General features: G+C 51.6%; 8 protein-coding genes and 1 pseudogene. 2 read left to right on the top strand and 7 right to left on the bottom strand.

All coding sequences use genetic code 11. From position 1 onward, the window contains the following. Positions 1-12 precede the first annotated feature (12 nt). From IB196_RS07490 to IB196_RS07470, 5 genes and pseudogenes are all read right to left on the bottom strand, one after another. Positions 13-1,656 carry a multidrug ABC transporter permease/ATP-binding protein gene (locus IB196_RS07490; RefSeq protein WP_188232052.1) on the bottom strand — a complete coding sequence of 548 codons (1,644 nt, stop codon included), beginning with the start codon at positions 1,654-1,656 and terminating at the stop codon, positions 13-15. Positions 1,657-1,691: 35 nt separating this feature from the next. After that, positions 1,692-2,382 (bottom strand): annotated as a pseudogene (gene alkB, locus IB196_RS07485) (DNA oxidative demethylase AlkB). Beyond that, positions 2,382-3,446, bottom strand: a complete 1,065-nt coding sequence (ada, locus tag IB196_RS07480; RefSeq protein ID WP_005129364.1) for a bifunctional DNA-binding transcriptional regulator/O6-methylguanine-DNA methyltransferase Ada — start codon at positions 3,444-3,446, stop codon at positions 2,382-2,384. The pseudogene alkB and the gene ada overlap by 1 nt, the downstream one beginning before the upstream one ends. A 79-nt stretch (positions 3,447-3,525) precedes the next feature. Beyond that, positions 3,526-4,581: an FAD:protein FMN transferase ApbE gene (gene apbE / locus IB196_RS07475; RefSeq protein ID WP_188232051.1), complete on the bottom strand. Its 1,056-nt coding sequence runs from the start codon at positions 4,579-4,581 to the stop codon at positions 3,526-3,528. 115 nt (positions 4,582-4,696) lie between these two features. Then, positions 4,697-5,797: a porin OmpC gene (locus tag IB196_RS07470; protein ID WP_005129375.1), complete on the bottom strand. Its 1,101-nt coding sequence runs from the start codon at positions 5,795-5,797 to the stop codon at positions 4,697-4,699. Positions 5,798-6,538: 741 nt separating this feature from the next. Between IB196_RS07470 and rcsD the strand changes: the two genes are divergently transcribed. Together rcsD and rcsB are read left to right on the top strand one after the other, a co-directional pair. Then, positions 6,539-9,208 carry a phosphotransferase RcsD gene (gene rcsD / locus IB196_RS07465; RefSeq protein WP_188232050.1) on the top strand — a complete coding sequence of 890 codons (2,670 nt, stop codon included), beginning with the start codon at positions 6,539-6,541 and terminating at the stop codon, positions 9,206-9,208. 16 nt (positions 9,209-9,224) lie between these two features. Further along, positions 9,225-9,875 (top strand): response regulator transcription factor RcsB, encoded by a 651-nt coding sequence (rcsB, locus tag IB196_RS07460; protein WP_003027592.1) that lies wholly within the window; start codon positions 9,225-9,227, stop codon positions 9,873-9,875. A 112-nt stretch (positions 9,876-9,987) separates the two neighbouring features. Here the strand turns inward: rcsB and rcsC are convergent, their stop codons facing one another. Further along, entirely contained in the window at positions 9,988-12,834 is a 2,847-nt protein-coding gene (rcsC, locus tag IB196_RS07455) for a two-component system sensor histidine kinase RcsC (RefSeq protein WP_005129385.1), read from the bottom strand. A 120-nt stretch (positions 12,835-12,954) separates the two neighbouring features. Next, positions 12,955-15,591, bottom strand: a complete 2,637-nt coding sequence (gyrA, locus tag IB196_RS07450; protein ID WP_188232049.1) for a DNA topoisomerase (ATP-hydrolyzing) subunit A — start codon at positions 15,589-15,591, stop codon at positions 12,955-12,957. Between the last annotated feature and the right edge of the window lie 100 nt (positions 15,592-15,691).

The raw sequence follows: 15,691 nt of genomic DNA, 5'->3' as shown, positions 1-15,691 counted from the left end.
GGCTTACGGAGATCAGGCGGTACGGGCTACCGCATCACGCGAGGCGGCGTCGCGCTCATCACCCAGCAGCTCGGTTAGCTGGCCGTTGCGCATCTCGAGCAGCCTGTCGGCATGGATAAAGTAGTGATCGTCATGACTAATGGCGAAAATGGTTTTGCCCATCTCCTGCATCAGCGGCAACAATACCTGGTAGAATTCACGCCGGAAATGCGGATCCTGATCGGCGCCCCATTCATCCAGCAGAATAATGTCGCGCTCCTCCGCTAAAGCCAGCAACAGCGCCACACGCTTTTTCTGCCCTTTCGACAGCTTCAGGTTGAGAATGCGCCCGTCGTTCAGCTCCAGCTTGTGCACCATTTGCAGATGTTCCAGCCACTTTGCTACCAGCACCGGAGAAGCCTCTCTGCCTTCGGGTCCCAGCAATTTGTCAAACAGCCAGACGTCGGTAAACACCGCAGAGAACAGCTTGCGGTAGTCCTCCGGTTTTTCGACAGCAACCGCCTTGCCATCCAGTAAAATCTCACCAGACTGCGGCTGGTACAACCCGGTCAGCAACATCGCCAGCGTGGATTTACCGCTGCCGTTACCACCAATCAGGAAGATCAGTTCACCACGACGAATGGTCAGATTCACTGGCCCAACGGAGAACGTATTATCCTGATAGTGGAAAACCACGTCGCGTAACTCCAGCGTTTGCCAGTTCGGAAATGCGGTTGGCCGCGGGAATTCTGCCTTGAAGGGGGCCAGGGAGAACTTATTCAGCTTGTTGAACGCCACCTGCGCAGTCAGCAGCGTTGGCAGCGCGCCGACGGCAGAGAGCAGCGGCGTGCGCAGGAATAGCAACGTCAGCGAATAGGTTGCCGCCACGGCGGTATCCGCCCAGCCCAGACTGTTGGCCATCCAGAATACCAGGCCAATGGCTCCCAGCATCATAATATTCGACCAGTTGACCGCGCTCAGGTGGAAGGTATCAGCACGAATAATATGGTGGCGGTATTCTTTGGCATCCGGGACGTACAGCTGGTTAAAGATATGCTCAGCACGTTCTCGGTTGAGCGTCAGCTCTTTGCGCCCTTCCAGCACCGACTGGTAGTCGTTGTACAGCTTGTCTTCGGTTTCACGCAGGGTCGCCATGTGTTTATACACCCGCGCCACCAGCACAAATCCGCCCCAGATAGTGATTGCCATCCAGATTGCCGTCACCAGCAGCATTTTCGTCGACAGCATCGCCAGATACGCCGCCGACCCGACGGTCAAAATAATCCCCTGCACCAGTTCAGGCAGGCGGACAAAGGCAATGGTAATGTTACGGATATCGCTGGTTAAACCGGCCAGTAACGAGGCGCTACCGATTTGCTCGATACGCTCGACGTGGGTGTCCAGAATACGTTTGATAAATTCGCTACGCAGACGGTAGACAAAGTGGTGTCCCAGCGTGGTGAGCGCCAGCTGTGAACCGAGGGTGACGACCATCAGTAACAGCAGCAGGCCAAGAAACTCCGGGAGCACCATCAGCGTGGTGTCGACCGTTTCAATCAGGCGCTGATTAATAAACGCAATCAGCCCAATCCCCAGCGCGGCACTGACAAGGCTGAGCGCCATGACGCTGATAAATGGCCAGCGATACTGCCGCCAGACAAGAAGTAAAAGTTCCATGCAAACAACCCGGACAAGTAATAACAGCCCGCAGTTTAAACATCTCTTCGCTGACAGCAATAATAATTCTTATTTTTATTCTTTTTTACCTGCTTGGCGAAACGTCAGGTTATAACGACAATCTCCCGTCAATGGATGATACCCCGTCTTAAGCGGCTGGACGCCGTGATAAAACAGCCGCGAGTTTCCCCCCCATACCACCACATCACCATGCTCCAGCAATACTCGCTTTAAGGGATCGTTGCGCCGTAAGCCGCCAAACTGAAAAATCGCCGGCAGGCCCAGCGATACCGAAACGATAGGCGCTCGCAGGTCAGGCTCATCTTTATCCTGATGTAAAGACAGTTTTGCCCCCGGCGTATAGCGATTAATAAGGCAAGCATCCGGTTGAAAATCAGGATAGCCTGCGGCCGTTGCCGCCTGTTGGCACTGCTCAGCAAAGACCTCGGGTAATGGCGGCCAGTGAGCGCCAGTTAATGGATCGACCGGTGAATAGAGGTAGCCATGTTGATCCGTTGTCCAGCCCAGATGGCCGCAATTCGTCATGGCTACCGACATCGTATAACCGCCAGGGGTGACCATCTGGCGAAACGGCGACTGTCTGGCTGTCGCCGCGATTGCCCGCAGTAAAGCGGGGGCGGATTCAAATGCAAAACGCCGCAAAATCACCGCACCTGACGCCAGCGGCTCGTGCCAGGGTTTCTCATCTGCAAAGAGATCGAGCATTATGTTTCCTCACGGGTGGCTTCACGTTGCAACAGTTGCGCCTTGCGTGTTATTCCCCAACGATAGCCAGAAAGCGCACCATCGCCGCGAATTACGCGGTGACACGGGATCACAATGGCCAGTTTGTTCGCCGCACAGGCGCTGGCTACGGCACGCACCGCCTTCGGCTTACCGATAGTGCTGGCCAGTTGCTGATAACTCACCGTCTCACCACAAGGGATTGCCCGCAGCGCTTGCCATACCTGCTGCTGAAAGGCGGTTCCCTGAATATCCAGCGGCAGTGACAGTGCAGTATTGCGCGTGTTAATCACGGCGATCACTTCACGCACATGTTGTTGAAACTCCGCATCGGCGGGCTCGTCACGTGCCGTCGGAAACAGTTCCTGCAATTCTGCTATCAGCGTAGCATCGTCGTCGCCCAGCAAGATCGCGCAGATACCTCGTTCACTTTCCGCTACCAGGCAGCGACCCAGAGCGCAATCTGCGAGGGTATAGCGCACAGAAACATTACCGCCGCCTTTACGAAATTGCCTGGCGGTCATGCCTAACGCCTGATCCGCTTTGCGGTAATAGCTGCTGCTGTCGGGGAATCCGGCGTCAAGAATCGCCTGCGTTACCGGTGCGCCTTTTGCCAGCGCGTCACGCAGGCGACGGGCACGCCACGACTGTTGCCAGGCTTTGGGGGTCATCCCAGTGGTTGCTTTGAACAGGCGATGCAGGTGAAACGGGCTCATCGCAACATGCTGCGCAAGAGCCTCCAGTGTGAGGGGGGACTCTCGCTCCAGCAACTGACAGGCGTGGGCTATTTTGCCCAGCCGCTGCTGTTGCGCGCTATCTTTGTCCGGCTGGCAACGTTTGCAGGGACGAAACCCTGCCGCCTGTGCCTGCTCTGCATCCGCGAAGAAACTGACATTTTTACGCAGCGCATGTTTTGCCCGACAGGACGGTCGACAGAAAATGCCGGTAGTCTGAACAGCAAAAACAAACTGACCGTCAGCATCCGCGTCACGGTCCAGCACAGACTGCCAGCGTTCATCATCAGTTATATGTAAGAGATTTGTCATGATGGACTCCTTTGTTAAGCATAGCGCTTAGCCTCAGTGTGTCCGCATTGTGGGTTATAAAAACCCGCAATCTTGCTTTTTAATTTTTTTCGCTGACCAGGAAGCTTTTAAATTGCGGCGACATCCAGGTTTTAAACCCTTCGCCTTCTTTAACAATCATATACACCGCCAACCCTTCGCGACGCACGACCTCTTTGGCTTTTTGCGGGCCAAGCACCATTAGCCCGGTATCCCAACCGTCAGCCTCCAGCGCCGTAGGTGCAATCACCGTCACAGAGACCAGATTGTGTTCGATCGGACGGCCGGTTTGCGGATCGATAACATGGGACAGACGTTTTCCGTCCAGTTCGTAATAGTTGCGATAGCTACCGGAGGTGCTGATGCCATGTCCATTGATATCGACAATCGCCTGGACCGCGTTTTCACGATCGGTCGGTTTCTGTATTGCCACACGCCACGGTTGCCCCTCGGCATTCATTCCACGGCTGCTCAGAGCACCACCAACAGAAACCAGATAGCGGGCGATCCCTTCCTGTTCCATCAATCGCGCCAGATGATCAGCCGCATACCCTTCCCCCACGGTGGAGAGATCAACGTACAGCGCCGGCAGATCTTTCTGCAAATAATTCTGGTGCGCCTCATTAACAACCTTCAGATGTGAAAGCCCGGTTTGCGCTTTTGCCGCATCAATTCTTGCCTGTACAGGAGTATGCAGCGGTTGCTGCTGTGGACCAAAGCCCCACAGGTTCACCAACGGACCGACGGTGATGTCCATCGCGCCGTCGGTTTTTGCGCCAATACGTAACGCCGATGTCACAATATCCGCCAGCGCATCATTCACCGGCCACGGTGACAGGCTTTTTGACAGGTTAAAACGCATCAGCGCAGAATCGTTCTTATAGGTAGAAAGCAGTTGATCATCAGCATCGAGCTGAGTCTGGATCTTCGCCTGCAACTCTCCGGCACGTTTGGCATCCACGCCAACCACACTGACCCGCCAGAAAGTGCCCATTGTTTTGCCTTCCAGGACTGTCGCGGTTGATGGCGCGGTCTGGGTTGATTTCGGAGCCTCATCGCACCCGACAAAAAAGAGTGTTACAGCCACGAGCGCTGCACGATAAAAAATCATATCCATACGTGATTACCCTTATGAAAACGGGCGCAAGAGTACACCAAAAAAGAGTGTTTGTACGTCAGAAAAACGGCATTAAAAAAGGCCCCGTAGGGCCTTTGATAGAAATAGATACAGATTAGAACTGGTAAACCAGACCCAGTGCTACGATATCATCGGTAGAGATACCTGCATTACGGGTGAACTGGTTGTCATCCAACAGGTTGATTTTGTAATCAACATAGGTAGACATGTTTTTGTTGAAGTAGTAGGTCGCGCCAACATCAACATATTTCAGGATATCCTGGTCGCCATAGCCGTTGTCCAGATCTTTACCTTTGGACTGCAGGTAAGCCACGGACGGACGCAGACCGAAGTCGAACTGGTACTGCGCAACAGCTTCAACGTTCTGTGCTTTGTTAGCCCAGCCCAGTTTACCTGCACGCGTTGCGTTGTAGGTCTGGGTGTACTGTGCTGCCAGGTACACATTGTTCGCGTCGTATTTCAGACCGCCGGTGTAGGTTTCAGCACGATCGCCGGTACCGAAGTTCAGCTTGTTCTGCTCATCAGTACGTTTGGAGCTGGTGACCGCGGTACCCAGGGAGAAGCCTTCGCCGATATCATAAGTGATAGATCCGCCAACGCCGTCACCGTTCTGATTCAGTGCGTCACGACCGTTGCCAGTCACGCCGGTCATGCCTTCACCTTCCGGACTACCGTTTTTACCCTGGTACTGCAGGGCAAAGTTCAGACCATCAACCAGACCGAAGAAATCAGTGTTACGGTAGGTTGCAAAGCCGTTACCACGCTGCTGCATGAAGTTGTCAGAACCGTAGGTATCGCCGCCGAATTCCGGCAGAACGTCGGTCCAGGACGTGACGTCATACACCACGCCGTAGTTACGACCGTAGTCGAAAGAACCTGCATCAGCGAATTTCAGACCGGCAAACGCGACACGCGTCCAGGCATTGTTTTCGTTTTCAGAGGAGTTACCCATGATCTGGTATTCCCACTGGCCGTAACCGGTCAGTTGGTCGTTAACCTGGGTTTCACCTTTGAAGCCGATACGCATATAGGTCTGATCACCATCTTTAGTAGAGTCATCAGAGAAATAGTGCAGACCGTCGACTTTACCGTACAGATCTAATTTGTTGCCGTCTTTGTTGTAAATTTCAGCCGCATTTGCTGCGCCTGCTACCAGCAGAGCCGGTACCAGGAGGGACAGTACTTTAACTTTCATGTTATTAACCCTCTGTTATATGCCTTTATTGCTTTTTTATGCCACTGCTCACTGGCTAACCCTCATTAACCAGTCGGCAACTTCATTCTCCGCAAAAATACAGAATAATCCAACACGAATATGATACTAATACTTTAAAGATGTTTCATTTATCGATGTAGATGTTTCAAAATATTAACAAAAGGGAACTTTTTTTAATTAATAAAATGGTGATAATAAGCACGAATAGTCAAGAATCATTACAAAATATATATAAATCAATAAATTACGCAAAACACAACCATAGCACTGAATGATAAAACAAAATCTTCACTCACAACTAAAATAGACTCGCTATCATCATTAACTTTATTTATTACCGTCATTCATTTATGAATGTCTGTTTACCCCTATTTCAGCCGAATGCTCTGCGTTCGGTTTTTTTTTACCCTTCTTTACACAAACATCACCGTTCTGTGCTACCAATGAAAAACTATAACGACTATTAACTATCTCACCTGTTCACCATCACATATAAATCAGGTAAATAATTTCTTGTTATTTAATGCTAAATCTGTAGGTTTCATACCTCTATTTGTACTGATAGTGACCGGCTGTACACGTTTGCATTGCCTGCCTGGCAACGATACACAGCAATAAAAAACGCAGCTCAGCAGATGTTGCGTAAGTATGGCAATTCATACATTACCCTTTATACTGCCCCTTCATCTTTAGCGTAGTTTTAACAGGTCATAAACACGAATGAGTCAGTCTGACACAACGGCTTCTACCCGATTCTCCCTGCTTCCGGGAAGTATTACCCGTTTCTTCTTATTACTCATCGTTGTGCTGTTGGTGATGATGGGCGTGATGGTCCAGAGCGCGGTCAACACCTGGCTAAAAGATAAGAGCTATCAGATTGTCGATATCACCCACGCAATTCATAAAAGGGTGGATACCTGGCGATACGTGACCTGGCAAATCTATGACAATATTGCAGCGACAACCAACTCATCGACTGCCGACGGGTTACAGGAAACCCGACTCAAGCAAGATGTCTACTATCTTGAAAAACCCCGTAGAAAGACCGAGGCGCTGATTTTCGGCTCGCATGATAGTTCTACGCTGGAGATGACCCAACGCATCTCCACCTATCTGGATACGCTGTGGGGCGCGGAAAATGTTCCGTGGTCAATGTATTACCTAAATGGTCAGGACAATAGCCTGATCCTTATCTCAACGTTGCCGCTGAAAGATCTCACCTCCGGCTTTAAAGAATCGACAATTGGCAATATTGTCGATTCGCGCCGCGCTGAAATGTTACAACAGGCCAATGCGCTCGATGAGCGTGAAAGCTTCTCATCCCTTCGCCGACTGGTCTGGCAAAACGGCCATTACTTCACGTTACGCACAACCTTTAATCAGCCAGGGCATCTGGCAACCGTGGTCGCGTTTGACCTGCCGATTAATGATTTGATCCCGCCGGGCATGCAGTTGGACAGTTTTCACCTGGAGCCTGATGCCACGTCTACGGCTGAGCATCTCAGTGAAAAAGAGTCGCCTGACAGCGTCAGCATCAACTTTAACAATAGCAAGATTGAGATCTCCTCAGCGCTAAATTCAACGGATATGCGACTGGTCTGGCAGGTTCCCTTTGGTTCATTACTGCTTGATACGCTGCAAAGCATTCTGCTGCCGCTGTTACTGAACATCGCTCTGCTGGCGCTGGCGCTGTTTGGCTATACCACTTTCCGCCACCTCCCTGCCCGCTCAAACGAAGTGGTGCCAAACCTTGCCGCAAATAATGAACTCCGGGTGCTTCGTGCAATCAATGAAGAAATTGTTTCACTGCTGCCGCTGGGGTTATTGGTTCACGACCAGGAATCCAACCGCACAGTTATCAGCAATAAAATTGCCGACCACCTGCTGCCACATTTAAATCTGCAAAATATCACCAGCATGGCGGAGCAGCATCAGGGGGTCATCCAGGCCACAATCAATAATGAATTGTATGAGATCAGGCTGTTCCGCAGCCAGATCTCAGCCCGCACGCAGATCTTTATCATTCGCGACCAGGACCGCGAAGTGCTGGTTAATAAAAAGCTGAAACAAGCGCAGCGACTGTATGAGAAAAACCAACAGGCTCGCGCCGCCTTTATGCAAAACATTGGTCGCGCACTGAAAGATCCTGCCAAAACGCTGGCCATCAATGCTGCCGCACTCAATACGCCCGACAGCCACAAACTGGCAAACCAGGCAGACGTTCTGGTACGTATGGTCGATGAGATTCAGTTGGCCAGTATTCTGGAAAGCGATGACTGGAAAAGTGAATCAACGCTGTTTTCCGTGCAGGCGTTAATTGACGACGTGGTACCTGAAGTGCTACCCGCCATCAAGCGTAAAGGGTTACAGCTGCTGATTAAAAATCACCTGAGCGCCAATGATGAGCGCCGCGGCGACCGCGATGCCCTACGTCGTATTTTGCTGCTGCTAATCCAATATGCCGTGACCACAACGCAGATTGGCAAAATTACGCTGGACGTCGACCAGGATGAGTCGGAGGCAGAGCGTCTGACCCTCCGTATTCTGGATACCGGGGAAGGCGTCGCGCTGAATGAAATTGATAACCTGCACTTTCCGTTCAGTAATGACACGCAGAGCGATCGATATGGCAAAGCGAATCCACTCACGTTCTGGTTGTGCGATCAGCTAGCGCGCAAACTGGGTGGACATCTGAATATTAAAGCGCGGGAAGAACTTGGAACGCGTTATATCGTCCATGTTAAGATGCCGCTGCATGACCAACATGCTGATAATGAAGAACGGCTGTTGGATGACGTCTGTGTGATGGTTGACGTCACCTCAAATGACGTACGCAGCATTGTATTGCGTCAGCTGGAAAACTGGGGAGCAACCTGCATCACGCCCGATGAGCGACTGAATAGTCAAGAATATGATCTCTTTATCACTGATAATCCGTCTAATCTTACTGCCTCGGGCTTGCTTTTAAGCGATGATGAGTCTGGCGTGCGAAAAATTGGCCCCGGTCAGCTGCGCGTCAACTTTAATATGAGCAATACTATGCAGGAAGCTGTTCTGGAGCTAATAGAAGAACAACTGGCGCAAGAAGAGATCCAGGAACTCCCCCTCGGCGGTGATGAAAACGCCGAACTTCATGCCAGTGGTTACTATGCACTCTTTGTAGACACAGTACCGGATGATGTTAAGAGGTTGTATACTGAGGCAGCAACCAGCGATTTCGCTGCGTTAGCCCAAACAGCCCATCGCCTGAAAGGAGTGTTTGCCATGCTTAATCTGGTACCCGGCAAGCAGTTATGTGAAGCGCTGGAACATCTTATTCAAGAGAAAGATGCTCCAGGTATAGAAAAGTACATCAGCGACATTGACGTTTACGTCAAGAGCTTGCTGTAGCAAGGTAGCCCAATACATGAACACTATGAACGTAATTATTGCCGATGACCATCCGATTGTACTGTTCGGTATTCGTAAATCACTTGAACAAATCGAGTGGGTGAACGTTGTCGGCGAATTTGAAGACTCCACTGCACTGATCAACAATTTGCCTAAATTAGATGCTCATGTGTTGATTACCGATCTCTCAATGCCGGGAGATAAATATGGTGATGGGATCACGTTAATTAAATATATCAAACGCCATTTCCCGAGCCTGTCGATCATCGTTTTGACCATGAACAACAACCCGGCCATCCTGAGCGCGGTACTGGATCTCGACATTGAAGGGATCGTGCTGAAACAAGGTGCGCCAACTGACCTGCCTAAGGCGCTGGCGGCGCTGCAAAAAGGTAAGAAATTCACCCCGGAAAGCGTCTCTCGCCTGCTGGAAAAAATCAGCGCCAGCGGTTATGGCGACAAACGCCTGTCACCGAAAGAAAGTGAAGTTCTGCGCCTGTTTGCCGAAGGTTTCCTGGTGACTGAAATCGCTAAAAAGCTCAATCGCAGTATTAAAACCATCAGTAGCCAGAAAAAATCTGCAATGATGAAACTCGGCGTGGAAAACGATATCGCCCTGCTGAATTATCTGTCATCTGTGACGTTAAGCCCGTCAGACAAAGAGTAATTCGGTTTCATATCATCTGCCTGATGGCACCGCGTTTATCTGGCCTACGAACAATACAGCGTTGTGTATGTTCTGTAGGCCGGATAAAGCACACAGCGCTACCCTTCCTCTTTTATCCCCGCGTTTTTCTCACGCGATCCGCATAGACCGTTAGCGTCTGCTTCAGCACGTCTAACGTTACTGGCTTGGATAAGCAACTGTCCATTCCCGACTCCAGACAACGCTGCTTCTCTTCCGCCAGAGCATTGGCCGTCACACCGATCACCGGCAGCGTTAACCCCAGTTGGCGAATGCGCTGCGTCAAACGATAGCCATCCATATTCGGCATGTTGACGTCACTCAGCACGATATCAATATGGTTTTTACTCAACACATTGAGCGCGTCCACACCGTCGTTGGCGGTTTTACACTGATACCCCAACGATCCCAACTGATCGGCCAGTAAACGACGGTTAATCGGATGATCGTCAACCACCAGAATCATCATGTCATCGTTTGTGGCTCCCACTTTGTCCGGAGCTGGCAACGCGGTGGAAAGCTCTTCACTGCCCAGTTCAACGCTGTAGATATGCGCCAGCAGCGCTGGCAACTCGTGCGGTGATGCCACACTGTGCACCCACTCGCCAGGCGTTCTTTCCAGCGGAATACCAATGTGGCGACGACAGAAAATCACCGTGGCTCGTCCCTGCCACGCCTGATCCAACACATCATCAGCAATCAATACATCATTTGCATCAGGTTGCTGCCCCTCATAACGCAGCACCGTCATCCCGGTACGCGTGAGGCTGGATTCGATAAAGTGATAGAGTGACGCGTTTCGCACCGCCAGCCAGCAGCGGGTACTGGCAAGACCGTCCACACTTTTATTCTGTGGATACTGAGCACCATACAGCGGTATCCGCAGCGTAAACTGGCTCCCCATCCCCGGTTCAGAATCAACGGAAATATCCCCGTCCATCATGCTGATCAGTTTTTCACAGATAGCCAGACCCAACCCGGTCCCCTGGAAATTACGCTGCACACCCGTCCCCACCTGGAAGAAGGGATCGAACAGACGAACGACTTCTTTGGCCGGGATCCCCACGCCAGTATCACGCACACGAATGCTGAGGTAGTCGCCGCTGCACTGAACATGCAACACAATACAGCCGGTATCAGTGAATTTAATCGCATTACTCAACAGGTTAGAAATGACCTGCTGTAAGCGCATCGGATCGCCATTTAATGCCACTGGCACATCCGGTTCAATGAAACAGTACAATCCCAGTTGCTTGCGTACCACCAGCGGCAGATAGTTGGCCGTAATATGGCTCATCACTTCCCGCGGTGAAAATTCACGCGGTTCAATCTTCAACTGTTCGGATTCAATTTTCGAGAAATCGAGAATATCACTGATAATCTTCAATAACAGGCTGGAGGAGTTATTCATCGCCGTCACCAGGCGATCCACTCCGCTGGGCAGTTCTTTCGTTTGCAGCAGGTCAAGGTTGCCGATAATGCCATACAGGGGCGTGCGTAATTCATGACTCACCGTCGCAAGGAACATTGATTTTGACTGGCTGGCCTGTTCCGCCGCCTGCGCCATCTCCTGTAACGACTCTTCCATTTTCACACGAGCACTCACATCGACCAGGACGCATATCGCTACGTTCTCATTGCGATAACGTGAATGCACAAAGCTGATTTGCAGATTGGTATTATTGCTGGTCAACACATCGACGAAATTAACCTGCTGGCCGCAGATAATTTGCGTCAACCGTTGCCTGTCTTCATGCGTCAGCATGTTGAGATAGGTATGCGCCAGCTCGTTGCTCAGAATATTAATGCCATCAATTGTGCGCAGAATACAAATACCGACCGGTGCAGAAGCCACAATTTTACGGTTAAACTGTTCATGCTCTTCCAGGCGCTGGGCATCGCTTTCCGCTGGAATAAAAATACGCCGCTCATACATGCGCGTCAGCATAAACAACGCTGCACCTACCAGCACATTCAGCAGAACCGCATTCAGGATCATCATGCGTATCCGCTCCAGCACCAGATCGACCGGCACGGAGTACACAATACTGAGCGATGATGGCGGCAGGTTTTTCTTCAACACCAGATTACGAAAGCCCGGCGTGTAGCCAAACCACGAGCGCTCCTGCATCCAGCGCGGTTCAGACTGAATATTGCCTTCAGGACCGGTGAGTGAAATCAGCGCATGACCATTTTCATCAAGGATTGTCACCCCCATCGGCAAACTGCCCGGCGTGAAGAAGTTCTCCATACGAATCGGCTGTTCCACACCCAGCAACGCCTGCAGACGATTGGCAAGATAGACCGGCGTCAGTGCATAAAAATACCCCACCCCCGGACGCGGTCCCTGGCTTATCCAGAACAGGTTATTGCCGTTTTCTTCCTGCGGTGCATTGCGATACTTAATGATGCGCTCATGCAGCGCTTTCAGCGCCTCGTCACGTTCGACAGGCATATCCCGCAGACCAAAATTGGCCATACAGAGGTTATCGCTGCCGATCAGGAACACACGGTTCAAATCATAAGCCGCTGAGAAATTGTCGCGCCAGTAGCGCATAAACCACGCCAATGACTCCAACGAGCCACGCCAGGCATTACCCATCACCGCACAGTCGGAATCAGCAAACAGCGGTTCAAAATTCGGCACCACGGTTTTATCATCCCGTGCCCGCAATGACATCACGCCGTTTTCTGCCGTTAATCGGTTTTCAGCAATGTATTTCAGCTCTTTTATTACGTCAGAAGTACGCTGAATGTAGCGTTGGGCCTGATCGGAGCTGAGATTAAACTCCTGACGGATCTCAGACTCTCGCTGGTGCAGCGCATTCACAATGTAGAACACCGAAGCAAAAGCAATCAGACACCAGACCAGTAAGGCCAGCGCTCTGAACAGGTAGCGTGAGACTTTTAGAGTTGAATGAACGGAAGCAAGGTATTTCAAAGGGGCGAAGCTCCGCCTCAGGGTATCAATAGAGTGTGGTTAAGGTAGCGGTAAATGTCTTTTGTCGCAATGCCAATAAAAAAGGGCCGGATTTCTCCGACCCTTCTCATCACAACTTAATTACTCTTCTGCGTCATCTGCCGCATCATCGTCGCTCTCAGCTTCAGGAGCGATATCCTCGTCCCCTTCCGCAGCGCTGCCGTCGATGGAGTCGAGCTCTTCATCATCAACCGGTTCAGCAACACGTTGCAGGCCGACTACGTTTTCATCTTCCGCCGTGCGGATGAGGATCACGCCCTGGGTGTTACGCCCTACCACGCTGATTTCCGACACGCGTGTACGCACCAGCGTACCGGCATCGGTGATCATCATGATCTGGTCGGTATCCTCAACCTGCACTGCGCCCACAACGGAACCGTTGCGTTCGGTGACTTTGATGGAGATAACGCCCTGCGTCGCACGAGACTTCGTCGGATACTCTTCCGCTGCGGTACGCTTACCGTAGCCGTTCTGCGTCACGGTCAGGATGGCACCTTCACCGCGCGGAACAATCAGAGAAACAACTTTATCTTCCCCGGCCAGCTTGATACCACGTACACCGGTCGCGGTACGCCCCATCGCACGAACGGCGTCTTCTTTGAAGCGCACCACTTTACCGGCAGCAGAGAACAGCATGACTTCATCGGAACCGGACGTCAGGTCAACGCCAATCAGTTCGTCGCCTTCGTTCAGATTAACCGCAATGATACCGGCTGAACGCGGACGGCTGAACTCGGTCAGCGCCGTTTTCTTCACGGTACCGCTGGCGGTCGCCATAAAGACGTTCACGCCCTCTTCGTACTCGCGTACTGGCAGAATCGCGGTGATACGTTCGTTGGCTTCCAGCGGCAGCAGGTTGACGATTGGACGTCCACGCGCGCCACGGCTCGCTTCCGGTAGCTGATAAACCTTCATCCAGTACAAACGACCACGGCTGGAGAAGCAGAGGATCGTGTCATGGGTGTTGGCCACCAGCAGGCGGTCGATAAAGTCTTCTTCTTTAATGCGTGCTGCTGATTTACCTTTCCCGCCACGACGCTGTGCTTCGTAGTCGGTTAACGGCTGATATTTCACGTAGCCCTGATGAGACAAGGTCACGACAACATCTTCCTGGCTAATCAGATCTTCGATGTTGATGTCAGCGCTGTTCGCGGTGATTTCGGTACGACGTGCGTCGCCGAACTGCTCACGAACCAGCTCCATCTCTTCACGGATAACTTCCATCAGACGATCGGCACTGCCCAGAATGTGCAGCAGTTCAGCGATCTGCTCCAGCAGCTCTTTGTATTCGTCGAGCAGTTTTTCATGCTCAAGGCCGGTCAGTTTCTGCAGACGCAGATCCAGAATCGCCTGGGCCTGCTGTTCAGTCAGATAGTACTGACCGTCACGCACGCCAAATTCTGGCTCCAGCCACTCAGGACGCGCGGCATCATCACCGGCACGTTCCAGCATGGCAGAGACGTTACCCAGTTCCCAGGAACGAGCAACCAGCGCCGCTTTCGCTTCAGCTGGGGTCGGTGCACGACGGATCAGTTCGATGATCGGATCGATGTTGGCAAGAGCAATCGCCAGCGCTTCGAGGATGTGTGCACGGTCGCGGGCTTTACGCAGTTCAAAAATAGTACGGCGGGTAACCACTTCACGACGGTGACGAACAAATGCAGCGATAATCTCTTTCAGGTTCATGATCTTCGGCTGACCATGGTGCAGCGCAACCATGTTGATACCGAAAGAAACCTGCAGTTGGGTCTGGGAGTAGAGGTTGTTCAGCACCACTTCCCCGACCGCATCGCGTTTGACTTCAATCACGATGCGCATCCCGTCTTTGTCAGACTCGTCACGCAGCGCGCTGATGCCTTCAACGCGTTTGTCTTTTACCAGCTCGGCGATTTTCTCGATCAGGCGTGCTTTGTTCACCTGATACGGAATTTCATGCACGATGATGGTTTCACGGCCAGTTTTCGCGTCAGCTTCAACTTCTGCACGTGCGCGAATGTATACCTTGCCGCGACCGGTACGGTAAGCTTCTTCGATACCACGACGACCATTGATGATCGCTGCGGTCGGGAAGTCCGGACCCGGAATATGTTCCATCAGCCCTTCAATGCTGATGTTTTCATCGTCAATATATGCCAGACAGCCGTTGATCACTTCCGTCAGGTTGTGCGGCGGAATATTGGTTGCCATACCTACCGCGATACCGGACGAACCGTTCACCAGCAGGTTAGGAATTTTGGTTGGCATAACGTCTGGAATGCGTTCAGTGCCGTCGTAGTTATCGACGAAATCAACCGTTTCTTTTTCCAGGTCAGCCATCAGCTCGTGGGCGATTTTCGACATACGGATTTCCGTATAACGCATCGCAGCTGCGGAGTCGCCATCGACAGAACCAAAGTTACCCTGACCATCCACCAGCATGTAACGCAAGGAGAATGGCTGCGCCATACGAACAATGGTGTCGTAAACGGCGGTATCACCATGAGGGTGGTATTTACCGATTACGTCACCAACGACACGGGCAGATTTTTTATAGGCTTTATTCCAGTCGTTGCCCAATACGTTCATGGCGTAAAGTACGCGACGGTGTACCGGCTTCAGGCCATCTCGGACGTCCGGCAGCGCACGGCCAACAATGACCGACATCGCATAATCCAGATAGGAGCTCTTCAGCTCTTCCTCAATGTTGACCGGTGTAATTTCTCTCGCAAGGTCGCTCATCTAACCGCTATCCCTCTACTGTATCCCGGATTCAAAGGTCGCAAATTATAACACATACGTGAAGATTCAGGTAAATGGATTCCCCCAGACAGAGGCTTTA

It is taken from the genome of Citrobacter sp. C6_1, assembly GCF_014596835.2.
Classification (GTDB): domain Bacteria; phylum Pseudomonadota; class Gammaproteobacteria; order Enterobacterales; family Enterobacteriaceae; genus Citrobacter; species Citrobacter pasteurii.
This window is presented reverse-complemented; position numbering and strand designations above follow the sequence as displayed.

What these genes read in the sequence shown, in the direction of transcription:
- IB196_RS07490 (WP_188232052.1), bottom strand. Translation starts at nt 1,656, where the DNA reads ATGGAACTTTTACTTCTTGTCTGGCGGCAGTATCGCTGGCCATTTATC.
- ada (WP_005129364.1), bottom strand. Translation starts at nt 3,446, where the DNA reads ATGACAAATCTCTTACATATAACTGATGATGAACGCTGGCAGTCTGTG.
- apbE (WP_188232051.1), bottom strand. Translation starts at nt 4,581, where the DNA reads ATGGATATGATTTTTTATCGTGCAGCGCTCGTGGCTGTAACACTCTTT.
- IB196_RS07470 (WP_005129375.1), bottom strand. Translation starts at nt 5,797, where the DNA reads ATGAAAGTTAAAGTACTGTCCCTCCTGGTACCGGCTCTGCTGGTAGCA.
- rcsD (WP_188232050.1), top strand. Translation starts at nt 6,539, where the DNA reads ATGAGTCAGTCTGACACAACGGCTTCTACCCGATTCTCCCTGCTTCCG.
- rcsB (WP_003027592.1), top strand. Translation starts at nt 9,225, where the DNA reads ATGAACACTATGAACGTAATTATTGCCGATGACCATCCGATTGTACTG.
- gyrA (WP_188232049.1), bottom strand. Translation starts at nt 15,591, where the DNA reads ATGAGCGACCTTGCGAGAGAAATTACACCGGTCAACATTGAGGAAGAG.